Source organism: Thermococcus sibiricus MM 739 (assembly GCF_000022545.1).
Classification (GTDB): Archaea; Methanobacteriota_B; Thermococci; order Thermococcales; family Thermococcaceae; genus Thermococcus_A; species Thermococcus_A sibiricus.
Genome location: NC_012883.1, coordinates 1350333 through 1363999 on the forward strand (window position 1 = coordinate 1350333; position 13667 = coordinate 1363999).

Annotated in this window: 11 protein-coding genes; 4 read left to right on the forward strand and 7 right to left on the reverse strand. The window is 41.7% G+C overall.

The annotated features are described in order from the left end of the window. Positions 1–16: 16 nt before the first annotated feature. The 3 genes from TSIB_RS07335 to hjc all read right to left on the reverse strand — a co-directional run bounded on the left by TSIB_RS07335 (position 17) and on the right by hjc (position 3093). Positions 17–1054, reverse strand: coding sequence for a lysyl aminopeptidase (locus TSIB_RS07335; RefSeq protein WP_048160445.1), 1038 nt, complete (start codon positions 1052–1054; stop codon positions 17–19). A gap of 79 nt (positions 1055–1133) precedes the next feature. After that, the gene (locus tag TSIB_RS07340; RefSeq protein WP_015849778.1) at positions 1134–2696 is read right to left on the reverse strand and encodes a COG1470 family protein; all 1563 of its coding nucleotides are present in this window, start codon (positions 2694–2696) and stop codon (positions 1134–1136) included. Continuing rightward, positions 2689–3093, reverse strand: coding sequence for a Holliday junction resolvase Hjc (hjc, locus tag TSIB_RS07345; protein ID WP_048160447.1), 405 nt, complete (start codon positions 3091–3093; stop codon positions 2689–2691). The genes TSIB_RS07340 and hjc overlap by 8 nt, the downstream gene beginning before the upstream one ends. Positions 3094–3167: 74 nt before the next feature. On the opposite strand from hjc, the gene TSIB_RS07350 reads away from it, so the two are divergent. The 4 genes from TSIB_RS07350 to TSIB_RS07365 all read left to right on the forward strand — a co-directional run bounded on the left by TSIB_RS07350 (position 3168) and on the right by TSIB_RS07365 (position 7909). Further along, positions 3168–3692, forward strand: a complete 525-nt coding sequence (locus tag TSIB_RS07350) for a gamma carbonic anhydrase family protein (RefSeq protein ID WP_015849780.1) — start codon at positions 3168–3170, stop codon at positions 3690–3692. Between the two features lie 12 nt (positions 3693–3704). Continuing rightward, entirely contained in the window at positions 3705–4505 is an 801-nt protein-coding gene (gene uppS / locus TSIB_RS07355; protein WP_048160891.1) for a polyprenyl diphosphate synthase, read from the forward strand. Between the two features lie 73 nt (positions 4506–4578). After that, a complete protein-coding gene (locus TSIB_RS07360; protein ID WP_015849782.1) occupies positions 4579–6777 on the forward strand; it encodes an elongation factor EF-2 in 2199 nt (732 codons plus the stop codon). 226 nt (positions 6778–7003) lie between these two features. Next, positions 7004–7909 carry an asparagine synthetase A gene (locus tag TSIB_RS07365; RefSeq protein WP_048160449.1) on the forward strand — a complete coding sequence of 302 codons (906 nt, stop codon included), beginning with the start codon at positions 7004–7006 and terminating at the stop codon, positions 7907–7909. Here TSIB_RS07365 and TSIB_RS07370 read toward each other — a convergent pair. From TSIB_RS07370 to nuoE, 4 genes are all read right to left on the reverse strand, one after another. After that, positions 7902–8438 (reverse strand): nitroreductase family protein, encoded by a 537-nt coding sequence (locus TSIB_RS07370; RefSeq protein ID WP_048160893.1) that lies wholly within the window; start codon positions 8436–8438, stop codon positions 7902–7904. The two genes, TSIB_RS07365 and TSIB_RS07370, sit on opposite strands and share 8 nt — an antisense overlap. An 85-nt stretch (positions 8439–8523) precedes the next feature. Further along, positions 8524–11391 (reverse strand): NAD(P)-binding protein, encoded by a 2868-nt coding sequence (locus tag TSIB_RS07375; RefSeq protein WP_048160451.1) that lies wholly within the window; start codon positions 11389–11391, stop codon positions 8524–8526. Position 11392: 1 nt separating this feature from the next. Beyond that, complete coding sequence (locus TSIB_RS07380) at positions 11393–13201, reverse strand: NADH-quinone oxidoreductase subunit NuoF (protein ID WP_015849786.1); 1809 nt, start codon at positions 13199–13201, stop codon at positions 11393–11395. Continuing rightward, positions 13194–13658: an NADH-quinone oxidoreductase subunit NuoE gene (gene nuoE, locus TSIB_RS07385; protein WP_015849787.1), complete on the reverse strand. Its 465-nt coding sequence runs from the start codon at positions 13656–13658 to the stop codon at positions 13194–13196. Before nuoE ends, TSIB_RS07380 begins: the two co-directional genes overlap by 8 nt. Positions 13659–13667: the final 9 nt, after the last annotated feature.

The following is a 13667-nucleotide window of genomic DNA, read 5'->3' on the forward strand; positions in this document are numbered from 1 at the left end:
AAGATAAGGTTTTAGGTTACGGGACAAGGTCCATGGGTTTGAGTTCTTCAAGGAAGTGTTTTGCCAGTTTTATTGTGTTATCAACATCTCTGGCATCAGTTAGCTCGACTTGGGAGTGCATATACTTTATAGGGATTGAAAGGACTGCCGTTGCAACTCCTTCTCTGTTTATCTGCATTATATTTGCGTCTGTTCCTGTGGGCCTAGGACTTGGTTCTATCTGAAGTGGAATCTCATGCTTCTTGGCAACTTCTTCAGCAAAAGCTCTAACTTTTGGGTTGATATTAGGCCCAACATCCATTACGGGGCCTTTTCCAAGTTCTGGAACTATTTTGCCTTTATCTCCGGGTTGTTTTGCAAAGGTTACATCCATGGCTATTCCAATTTCTGGATCAATTGCATAGCTTGCAACTCTTGCTCCCCTCAAACCTACTTCCTCCTGAACACTCGCCACAAAGTAGATGTCGGCTTGATGCTCCTCTAAAGCTCTTGCTACTTCAATCATGGCATACAAACAGATTCTATCATCTAGATATGGCGTAGTAAAGCGGTTTTCATTAAGCCTCGTGAAAGCAGGAGCAAATTCCATTATAGTACCGATTTTTATCCCCATTTTCTCTACTTCTTCTTTTGAATCTGCACCCACATCAATAACTATGGTATCCCAGTCGGCTGCTTTGGTTCTCTCCTCAGGCTTTGTTAAATGCGGTGGGATATGTCCTACAACGCCATAAACATCTCCTTTTTCTCCAAAGATTCTAACCCTCTGAGCCACAAGAGTTCTAGGATCAACTCCTCCAACACTTACTACATGTAAATAACCCTTTTCATCAATATGATTAACCATCAAACCTATCTTATCCATATGAGCAGCAATCATAATCCTTGGACCATCTCCCTTCTTGTGGGCAATAACATTTCCAAGCTTATCTACGTTAATTTCATCAACATGATATGTTAGAGCCTCAATTACCACGTCTCTAATCCCCATAAACTCATATCCAGAAACACCGGGCGCTTCAATAACTCTCTGCATTAATTCCCAGTTGACCATTTCAACCACCCCATTTTCATTTAGATGCTTATCTTAATGTGGTGTTGTACCTTAAAAATTTTTCCAAGAAAAAATAAAGTTAGAGAAGAACCTGCAAAAAGGCCTCTTCTCCAGGTTCCAGTTTTTCTATTTTCCATATCACCTTGCCATTTTCAATTGTAACCTCACCTTTCGTTGCTCTTGCATCAACAGCATCTATTGCCTTTTCATAAGTGAACCCTTGTATTTCCCTGAGTCTCGGAGCCTTTATTTTAACAAAATAATACTTATCCATTTGTTCTTCAAATTTTAGCGGTCTGAACAGGGCTATGTATGAGGTGCTCCCAAAGAGAACTGCAGAGAGAATCAAAATTAAAGGTAGGTTTCCATAATCCTTTGGGTGCAATGGTGGAGCAGGTTTTGTAGTTTGGTTTGCAGAGGTTGAAGTGGAGCTTGTTGTACTGGGAAAGGGTGTTTCTGTCTCTGGAAGTTGTGGCTTTTCAACCTCCACCACAGCTTCTGCTCCAATATATGCATCATTTTCTGCTTTTATCCTAATACTGCCAAAACCAGTCTCATTTAGGTTTATTAGAGCTGTTCCATTTTCATCGGTTGTTCCGTAAGATTTTCCTAAGGGGCCTATCGCCTCTACACTTGCCTTTGGAACCCCAACACCCGAAGAATCCCTCACATAAATCAAAAGTGTTTCATTTCTTTGCTCGTAGTCCAAAAACAATCTCTTAACTTCCACAAAAGTTTCAACTATTTTTCCATCCAAGTTGAGTGTTATCCTATAGGTTCCCGGTTTATTTGCTTCAATAAATGCTGTCCCATAAGAATTTGTCTGCAGTTGGGTTCCTTCTATATTCACCGGAATTCCTCCCACTCCATTTCCATGCTCGTCAGTGACCCTGACAGAAATTACACCATTTTGAAACTTGGCCTCATAACTGAGAACTCTTTGATAAACAAGAAAACTTTTTGTAACAGTCTTTGAAAGTCCTCTAAACGTACTTCTCATTATCACTGTGTAATTACCTACACTGGGTCTTGGGATAAAGATCGGGTATTCCCACTTATTCCTTGGTGGATCTGGATATAAGAAAATGTTTCTCATGTTTCTCTGGGCGATTAGATTATTATTCCTGTATATCTCATATGAGACATCCCCAAAGATAACTCCATTGGATGAAGAAGAAACCAGCAAAGTTATTATCACGTCCTGACCAAAGAGGTATTTGTTTCCTACATCGATGTCTGCAGAATAACTTATCTGGGTAAGTACTCTTAGGGAAATGGGAATTTCTATGAAGGTTACCCCCACCTTAGCAATTATTTTTAAATCGTAAACACCTGCTCTTACATCTTGAACATAAATAGACAAAGTTTTATCCATAGTTTCTGCGGGCTCAAGCTTTTTTATATACTCTTGACCATAAAGGAGACCCTTAACGATGGGTCCAGAGACATGAATGGTTATATTCTCGATGCTCTCGTTTCCGATATTAACCAGTGTGACAGGAACAGATACAGTCTCTCCAGGCTTGGCTTCAAAATATTGTTGTGGTACTTGGAGGAGGAGAGGAACTTGAGCACTCGTTGGCGAATAGGTAAAACTCAGAAAGAAAATCAGCATGATAGTGATGAAAATTTTTCTAATCACTTCCTATCACCTCAACTAAAGACTTCTGCCTACCTATAACCTCTTCAAAAGTTTTAGCTTTATGTTTTGCTATTTGCAAGCTTATTTTATAATTTTTTCCACTTTTTTTCAAATCAAAAACATCAAAAAAGTACCATCCATTGTTTATGAACTTGACTGCAATAACACCTTTTCCCCCAAAGGCTTTTGAAAAGCTTTTAATTTTCAACATGTCTTCTTCACTTAAATATAATTTGTCGCTTCTTGTGGTTTTTACTTCTATACAAAGGTATGTTTTGCCATTTCCAGCTATAATATCAACTTTTTTACTTCCAGCTGACCTCACAACAGCGAATCCTTCTTTTTCAAGCATTTTTATAAGTTCCCTTTCGGCAGTGGCCCCTTTTCGGTACCTCATTAGCATCCCACCACATTTCTGTTAGGGTGTGAAAGTTTATAAGTTGTTTTACTCAGCCATTACTGGTGGTAATCATGGTGATATATGAGCTAAATGGAAAAAGGCCTAAAATTCACGAGACAGCGTTTGTGGATGAGAATGCGTATATAATCGGAGATGTAGTTTTGGAAGAAAAGAGTAGCATATGGCCATCCGCAGTGCTCAGAGGAGACATAGAGCAGATATACATTGGAAAAGGCTCCAACATACAGGATAATGTAAGTGTTCATACCTCCCATGGAATGCCTACAATACTTGGAGAGTACGTCACAGTAGGTCACAATGCAGTTATCCACGGTGCAAAAATCGGGAATCATGTTATTATCGGTATGGGAGCAATAGTTCTAGATGGTGCAAAGATTGGAAACCATGTGATTGTAGGAGCTGGCGCATTGATTCCTCCTGGCAAGGAGATTCCAGACTATAGCCTAGTTGTTGGAGTCCCTGGAAAAGTTGTAAGGCAGCTCAGTGAAGAAGAGATTGAGATGACCAGGAAAAATGCTGAAATTTATATGGAACTTGCTGAAATGCATGTTCAAAAGAGAAAGAGAGTTGAGTGACGAAACATGAGCCTGATTTATAGAGTCGTGTCCTCTGTTCCCCATATTTTATTTAAGCCTGTGTATGACCTATACGAGTCATACCTATTTGAAAAAGTCAAGTCCCGGCCTGAGAGAATTCCAAAGCATATAGCAATAATAATGGACGGAAACAGAAGATGGGCCAGAATTCTCAATAAACCTCCATGGTATGGCCATCTTTTTGGCTCTAAAAAATTGGAAGAGATTCTTGAATGGTGCCGAGACTTAGGGATAAGAACACTGACTGTATATGCTTTTTCTACTGAGAATTTCAACAGGAGCAAAGAAGAGGTCAAGATGCTTATGGATCTCTTTGAGAAGAAGTTCAAAGAATTAATTCACGACAGAAGAGTTCACAAATATGGAATACGAGTTAACGTCCTTGGAAGGAAAGAATTGCTACCAGAAAATGTTCGAAAAGCTGCGGAAGAAGCCGAACAAGCCACGAAAAAATATAACAACTATAATTTAAACATAGCCATCGCCTATGGAGGACGGAGCGAGATAGTTGATGCTGTGAAACGGATTGTCGATGATATCCAAGTTGGAAAACTCAACAAAAATGAGATAGACGAGAAACTATTGAAAAGATATCTCTATGTCCCAAACATGACAGATCCAGATATAGTGATAAGAACCGGTGGGGAGGTAAGGATAAGCAATTTTTTGATCTACCAGATAGCTTATAGTGAGCTTTTCTTTGTTGATGTATATTTCCCAGAGTTTAGGAAGATTGACTTCTTGAGGATAATTAGAGAGTACCAAAAGAGGGATAGAAGATTTGGAAAATAAACATGGAAAGATTTATAACTGAATTTTTGAAGTGAGAGATGAACTAACGATCAACATTTTTAGGTGGTGCGATATGGGAAAGAGGGAAGAGATGATTAAGGAAATTAAAGAATTGATGCTTCAACCCGAAAGAATTAGAAACATGGGTATTGCCGCTCACATTGACCATGGTAAGACTACATTAAGCGACAACCTTTTGGCTGGAGCAGGAATGATTAGTGAAGAGCTTGCAGGAAAGCAGCTTGTGCTTGACTTTGATGAGCAAGAACAGGCCAGAGGTATCACAATCAACGCAGCTAACGTTTCAATGATTCACGAGTATGGAGATCAAAAATACCTTGTCAATCTTATCGACACTCCAGGCCACGTTGACTTTGGCGGTGACGTTACAAGAGCAATGAGAGCTATAGACGGGGCAATTATCGTAGTTGACGCCGTTGAAGGTGTCATGCCACAGACAGAGACTGTCCTTAGACAGGCTCTTAGAGAATACGTTAAACCAGTCCTCTTCATAAACAAGGTTGACAGACTCATCAAAGAGCTTAAACTCAATCCACAACAAATGCAAGAGAGATTTGTTAGGGTCATTACTGATGTTAACCGCTTAATCAGAAAGTACGCCCCTGCTGAGTTCAAAAACAAATGGTTAGTAAACGTTAATGATGGTAGCGTCGCTTTTGGTTCCGCTTACTACAACTGGGCTCTTAGTGTCCCATACATGAAGAAAACTGGAGTCTCATTTAAGGACATTATCGACCTAACAAACGCTGGTGACTTAAAAACCTTGAGAAAGAAGGCCCCACTTCACGTCGTGGTTTTAGATATGGTGGTTAGGCATCTCCCCAATCCTGTAGAAGCTCAAAAATACAGAATTCCACACCTCTGGAGAGGGGAGATTGAAAGTGAGATTGGCCAATCAATGGCCAGCTGCAATCCAAAAGGAAAGATGGTAATGGTTGTCACAAAGATCATCATCGACAAACACGCCGGTGAAGTTGCAACTGGTAGAGTTTGGAGCGGTACCGTAAAGACTGGGCAAGAAGTTCACATTATAACCGCAAAAAGGAAGGCCAGAATACAACAAGTTGGTATTTACATGGGCCCAGAGAGAATTAACATGGAAGCTGTCCCAGCTGGTAACATTGTTGCTGTCACTGGTTTGAGAGATGCCATGGCTGGTGAAACCGTTGCAGAAGAGCCAATCGAACCATTTGAAGCACTTCACTACACAAGTGAACCTGTTGTTACTGTGGCTATTGAAGCTAAGAACGTTAAGGACCTACCAAGACTTATCGAGGCCCTTAGACAGCTTGCTAAGGAAGATCCAACCCTCCACGTTAAGATCGACGAAGAGACAGGCCAGCACTTGCTCAGCGGTATGGGTGAGCTCCACCTTGAGGTGAAGTTAGTCCACCTCAAAGAACAATGGGGCGTTGATGTTGACGTCTCAGAACCAATCGTTGTCTATAGAGAAAGCATCACAAAACAAAGCCCAATAGTAGAAGGAAAGTCACCAAACAAGCACAACAGATTTTACATTGTTGTCGAACCAATGCCAGATGAAATTTATCAAGCAATTAGAGAGGGTGAAATCCCTGAGGGAAGACCAAAAGATACGAAGGTCGTTGCAAAGAAGCTTGCCGAGCTAGGAATGGATTATGAAATCGCCAGAGGTATTGTTGACATTTACAACGGAAACATGTTCCTTGACAACACAAAGGGTCTCCAGTATCTCAACGAGGTCATGGATCTCCTTGTAGACGGTTTCCACCAGGCAATGGATGAGGGACCACTTGCCAGAGAACCAGTAATGAAAGTCATAGTCAGACTTGTAGATGCTAAAATCCACGAGGATAACGTCCACAGAGGTCCAGCCCAAATTTACCCAGCAATTAGAACTGCTATTCACTGTGCAATGATGAAATCCAACCCAGTCCTTTACGAACCATACCAGAAAGTAGTCATAAACGTTCCATATGAATACATGGGTTCAGTCAGCAGAGAAATGAACCAAAGAAGAGGACAGCTCATTGACATGAGACAGGAGGGCGAAGTAATGATCATTATCTCAGAGGCTCCAGTAGCCGAAATGTTTGGATTCGCTGGAGCAATTAGGGGTGCAACCAGCGGTAGGGCCCTATGGAGCACAGAGCATGCTGGCTTCAAGAGAGTCCCAACTGAACTTGCAATAAACATAATAAGGCAGATAAGGCAAAGAAAAGGCCTTAATCCAAATCCACCAACAGAGAAGGACATCTGCCCACAGCAGTAAAATCTTTTTTCTGTTCTTCTATTCTCAGTATTTTTTCTAACCTTTCTAATAACATGACCTTCTTCCGTCCTAAAATGTAATACTTGTATAAAGTCAGTTTCATTTATAAACTGCTTGACTATTATCCAAATTAAGTCCTATTTATAGGCATGAACTTACCAATTCTTCAGAATTTTTTGCATAAAATACATATAGGATTAAGGAAGTTGTCATAATGGTGATGATCATGAACGCTGTTCAACTAATAAGTAGGGATATTGAAAAGACAATAAGAGTGCAGACAAAATTGATAGACTACCTGACCGATTTCTTTGTTAAAAAGGGTTTTAAATGGCTTTTACCTGTTATGCTGAGCTCTATAACCGATCCTTTATGGCCCGACCCGGCCTCAAGCAAAATGAGAGCTCCGGAAATAGACGCTTATGGGACTAGATTGAAACTTATGCACAGTATGATTCTTCATAAGCAGTTTGCTATAGCCATGGGGCTTGAGAAAATATTTGTTCTTTCTCCCAACATAAGACTTGAAGAAAGAGATAGGGACGATGGAAGACACGCGTATGAGTTTACTCAAATTGATTTCGAGATAGCTTATGCAACCATGGACGATGTTATGAGCCTTATAGAAGAACTAATAGTAGGGCTCTTTAAGGAAGCAAGAACTTGGGAAGAACTTGGTGAGAGAGACTTACCCAAAGTTAAGGTACCATTTAAGCGCTTTACTATGGCCGAGATTGAAGAAGAATTTGGCGACGATGAAGAAGCTAGCAGAGCCATGGAAGAACCATTCTGGATAACAGACATTTCTAGGGAATTTTACGATAGGGAAGATCCGAAAAGACCCGGGCACTTTAGAAACTACGATCTAATTCTGCCAGAAGGCTATGGAGAAGTTTCAAGTGGTGGAGAAAGAGAGTGGGAGTATGAAGCAATATTGAGAAAACTAAAAGAGAGTGGATTAAGCTTGAGAGCATTTAGGCCCTATCTTGAGGTTGCAAAGGCTGGAAAGCTCAAACCTTCTGCTGGAGCTGGCATAGGCATTGAAAGACTCGTTAGATACATAGTTGGTGCAAAGCACATAGCTGAGGTTCAGCCATTTCCAAGAGTTCCCGGGATTCCTGCAGTCATTTAAAAGCGTTTCCAAATTCATTTAGATGTACTCTTTCCCACATTATCTCTTTTTCATCGTGTTCAAGCTTTTGTTCTACGGGGTAACCTATTCCAATTACACATAAAATTCTAACATGCTCTGGGATTCCTAAAAGTTCTCTTACATAGTCCTCGGCACTCTTTTCTTCACTGTGTTGCCTGTCCAATACGTGCCCCCAGCATGCTCCTAGGCCTAAGGCCGTGGCTGCCAGTTGTATATGTTCTGCTGCAATACTTGCATCAAAAACCCACGCCGAGCTTATCTTTTCATCCCCGCAAACAACTATTGCCAAAGGCGCTGTTTCAAGGAATCTTAACGCTCCTCTCGTATTTGCCAGCTTTTTAATGATCTCTCTACCTTCAACGACCACAAAGTGCCACGGTCTCCTGTTCATTGAGCTCGGGGAATAAAAAGCCACCTCAAGAATTTTCTCCACGTATTCTCTTGGCACCTTTCTATCTTGGTACTTTCTAATGCTCCGCCTCTTTTTAACAACTTCAAAGAAATCCATAAGAATCACCATGGAAAATTTTGAAAACGGCCTTATCAAAATTTCGTGAACAAAAGGTTGGAGAAGGAAAAACAAAAGGCCAAACTTAAAAGTTAAATAGACTCTTAACATCATAATGTGCTTTTCTCGCCTTTTTTACTTTCAAATCCATTCCAAAGGCGTTTGTGACAGTTCCTTCTTTTTCTGCCCAGAGCCCGCTTGGCAGTATTAGGTATTCTCCTTTTAGTTTACTTATCGCAGGTGAGTTTCCTATGACAACGTAAGCTTTCGCCTCTGGTATACCCGTAACTCCTGCCTTTATTAATCCCGTAGCATTCACTCCATCGTGTAGGATTAAAGTTGGCACGTCCATAGGCTCAGCTGGGCCTTCAATTATTGCCACTTCGTAGCCCTCTTCTACTATTTCTTTGCCCTTCAGCAGCAGCTTTAGGAGAGGATATTTCTCTATGTTAACTTTTAGGAGGACGCGCTTTGCATTTCTAATGTCTTCAAGAGTTGCGGTTGAACCCTCACCATCAATGGTTGAGCCTATTGGAATTCCCTTTCTTTCCGCTAGCTCTTTTAGGAACATTATCTCTTCATTTGTAAGAGAGGGCGTGAGTATTAGAGCACATTCTTTTTCTTCTAGGAACTTTTCAGCGTCTTCCCAGCTTACTGCATTTCCTTTCAGAATTGGCTGGGCGATGTCTTGGGCCCATGGCCTTTCAAAGCGACAGTAATCGCAAATGTATCCATTCCACGAGTCTTTTCTGCTTGAGGCCCTAACCAAGATGTCGTTGTAAACCTCTATGTTCATCTCGCATGCAAATGAACATCCGTTGCACACTGTCTTCACCGGCTGGGTCTTCCAAGGACCGGGTTTAACGAATGGAAGCTTTTCAGTTATTGCCCCAACAGGACAAATGTCAGTAAGTTCTCCAATGAACACTCCTTTTTGATCTTCCAATCTCTCTCCTAACTGGGGTCCAATATACGTCTTAAAGCCTCTGAACAGATAATCTACGATGCCTTCTCTGGCAATCTCATGGGTGAAATTGACACACTGGCCACAAAGAACACACTTGTTGTTATCTAGCACAACGTTGGGATGAGTCTCGTCGATTTCAAATTTGTTCTGCTCTCCTACAAATGCATCCTGTTTTGCATCATAAAGCGTTGCATATTCTCTGAGCTTACATCTAAAGACCTCCATGCACCCGCAACTCATGCACCTCTGAGCTTCTGTAAGAACTGTTTCCTCATCCATTGTTGGTTCAACTTCCTTGAAATTGCTCTTTCTAATTTCCGGGTCAAGGAGCTTTACCTTTACCCTTGGCTTTCTCTCCACATGTTCATAGTCCTTCTCAGTTACTTTCTTCCAGTGGTTGTAGGGCCTTAAGTCAAAGAGCACTCTGTAGAGGTCTTCGTCATATATAACTTCCTCAATGTGCTTTGATGGATCTAAAAGCACCTCTCTTGCTTTTTCAAGCTTGCCCTTCAAATAGAGATCTATCATAATTGCGGCTCTTCTTCCAGTTGCAATACTTTCTATAACCGTGGATGGGCCTAATACTAAATCTCCACCAGCAAAAACTCCTTCCTTATTCGTTTGGAGTGTCACTTCGTCTACGAGAACTCTCCCACGTTTTGCTTCGATGCCAATGGTTCTCAAGAACTCCTCATCACAGTATTGACCTATAGCAAGGATAACATTATCTACTTTTACTCTGAACTCTGAGCCCTCTATTGGCATCGGGCGTCTTCTACCACTTGCGTCTGGTTCGCCTAGCTTCATTTTTATGAGTTCAACTTCTTCCACTTTCTCCTTACCGATGATTTTTACGGGATTAGTGAGGAACATGAACTTAACCCCTTCCTCTTCCGCCTCTTCCACTTCTCTCGAATTTGCAGGCATTTCACTCTTTGATCTTCTATAAACCACCGTGACATCTGCTCCAAGTCTCAGTGCAGTCCTTGCAACATCCATAGCTGTATTTCCACCACCCACTACAATGACCCTCTTTCCAAGTTCAACCTTCTCCCCCATATTGACCTTTCTGAGAAATTCTGTGCCGTGAATAACACCATCAAGGTCTTCACCTTCTATCCCCATCTTCCTACTCTTCCATGCACCCACTCCAAGAAATACTGCGTCATATTGCTCTCTAAGCTCTTCCAAGGCAATATCTTTTCCCAGAGCAGTGTTGGTTTTCACCTCTATGCCCGTATTTATTACCGTCGCTATGTCTTTATCAAGCACGTCTTTCGGGAGTCTGTAAGGGGGTATACCATAACGCATCATTCCTCCGAGATGAGGCATTGCATCAAAAATTGTCACATCATGCCCCATGGTTCTCAGGTAATAGGCACATGCTAGTCCTGCAGGACCACCTCCGACAACCGCAATCCTTTTGCCGGTTGATGGGGGGATCTCTGGCATCCATGGGCCGTTTTCGAGATCATAATCAGCAGCAAATCTTTTCAATTGTCTTATAGCTAGAGGCTCCTCTACAAGGTTTCTCCTACATTCTTCCTCACAGAATGCCGGACATACTCTTCCAAGAACTGCCGGGAGGATATATTTTTCTTTCATTAATTTTACAGCTTCGTGGTATCTGCCCATAGCTATTAACGCGAGGTACCCCTGTACATCACTGTGGGCTGGACAGCCATTTTGACATGGCCCGATACAATCCCCATAGTGATCAGAAAGAATTAATTCCAAAGCAGTTTTTCTCATTTCTATTATTTCATCACTCAATGTCTCAATTGAAAGCCCTTCCATAGGTTTGAGGGTACATGAGGTTGTAATCCCTCTTGGAGTCTGTACCAAGCATAGACGACAGGAACCATATGGGTCAAAGGCCTCAGTGTAACAAAAGCCAGGCACGTGAGTTATTTCCCTGAGAAACTCGATAAGGGATTTATCTTTGGGAGCTTCAAATTCCTTTCCGTTGACAGTAATCTTGACCATCTCACTCACCCTCCTTCTTGGCATCGGTTATTTCTATTGCATTAAAGCGACACACCTCATAGCAGGTTCCGCACTTTATGCATGCCTCTTGATTTATTAAGTGTGGCTTCCCTCTTTCTCCACTGATGGCCTTCACTGGGCACATTATTGCACATGCAGTACAACCTGTGCACTTTTCGGTAATTATAACGTATTTTATGAGAGGTTTACAGACTTTAGCTGGACATCTTCCTTCTATGTGTGCTAAATACTCATCTTTAAAGTATTTTAAAGTTGTAAGAACTGGATTTGGTGCCGTTTGCCCTAGTCCACAGAGAGAGCCAGTTTTAACTAATGGTGCAAGCTTTTCAAGTTTCTCAATATCTTCCAAAGCCCCCTCGCCTTTTGTAATTTTATCAAGGAGTTCCCACATCCTCTTAGTTCCTAAACGACAGAAAGTACACTTTCCACAAGACTCCTTCACAGTGAAGTCTAAGAAGAATTTTGCAACATCAACCATGCACGTGTCTTCGTCCATAACCACCATTCCGCCACTTCCCATTATTGCACCTGTTGCAGTGACACTCTCGTAATCAACGGGAGTATTAAACAGATAATCAGGAATACATCCTCCTGACGGGCCTCCAAGCTGAACTGCCTTTATTTTCTTACCCGTTTTAGTTCCCCCTCCAATCTCATAAAGTATCTCCCTCAACGTGATACCCATCGGAACCTCTACGTTTCCACCGTGTTTGATCTTTCCAGAGAGAGCAAAAACTTTCGTGCCTTTGCTCTTTTCTGTCCCAAGAGCAGCATATGCCTCCCAGCCATGTTTTATTATCCATGGCACATTTGCCCAAGTTTCAACGTTGTTTATATTGGTTGGTCTTCCCCAAAGCCCCTTCTGAGCAGGATAAGGTGGTCTTGGTCTTGGCATTCCCCTCTTTCCTTCAATAGATGCTATCAGTGCAGTCTCCTCTCCACAAACAAAAGCACCCGCACCCTCTTTTATTACAATTTCGAAGGAAAAACCGCTTCCTAATATGTTCTCTCCCAAAAACCCTTTTTCTCTTGCCTGCTTTAATGCTATTCTGAGTCTCTTTATGGCAAGTGGATACTCCGCTCTCACATAGATAAACCCTTTTGTAGCTCCAATAGCATAAGCGCCAATAATCATCCCTTCTATAACCCTATGCGGATCTCCTTCCAACACGTTTCTGTCCATGAAAGCACCCGGGTCCCCTTCATCGGCATTGCAAACTATGTATTTTTCATCTCCTGGAGCATCTCTGGTGAACTTCCATTTAAGGCCCGTTGGAAATCCGGCCCCTCCTCTTCCCCTGAGTCCGGATTTTGTTATGAAATCTATTATCTCCTCAGGTTTCATTTTGAAAGCCTTTTTGAGAGCCTCATAACCTCCAGCTGCTATGTATTCTTCTATGTTCTCCGGATCTATGTATCCTGAATTCTCTAACACTATTTTTTTCTGCTTTACAAAATATCCATCAAAATCCCAGGTTTTTCTTTGTCCGTTTTCCCACCAGTCCTTTTTGACAACCCAATCTTCTATGGGTTTTCCGTTTATAACGTGCTCTTCTATTATTCGCGGCACTCTATCGGGTGTAACGTGACCATAGGTAATGATCTCGTTATCGGTAATAATGTCAAGAAGAGGTTCTCTGTAACACATCCCTACGCAGCCCACTATTTTGAGCTTGATGTCGAGGTTTCTCTTCTCCAGTTCTTCTTTCACAGCTTCATACGTTTCTCTAGCTCCAGCTGCAATTCCACAGGAGTTCATTCCCACAGCGATAGCCTTAATTTCAGACATTTAGCTTCCCCTCTTTGAGATTTCTAATGATTTTTCTAACCTTATCAGGCGTTAATTTTCCGTAAACCTTCTCGTTTATCATTATGACCGGAGCTAAGCTACAGCATCCCAAGCAGGCGACTCTCTCTAATGTTATTAGACCATCAACGGTTGTTTGACCTTCTTCAATCCCTACTTCTTCTCGTATAGCTTGGGAAATATTCACTGCACCATTGACGTGGCAGGCTGTGCCGTGACATATCTTTATCACGTACTTACCAAGCGGTTCAAAGCGGAATTGAGCGTAGAAAGTTGCTACTCCATAAACCCTGCTTAGTGGCACCTTTAAATATCTGGAAATCTCCTCAAGGGCCTCCTTTGGGAGATACCCAAATGTTTCTTGGGTTTTTTGCAACAATGGAATTAGAGAACTGGGATTCGGTTCGTAATGGTAGATATACTCCAATTGAATATTCATGTCCATCAC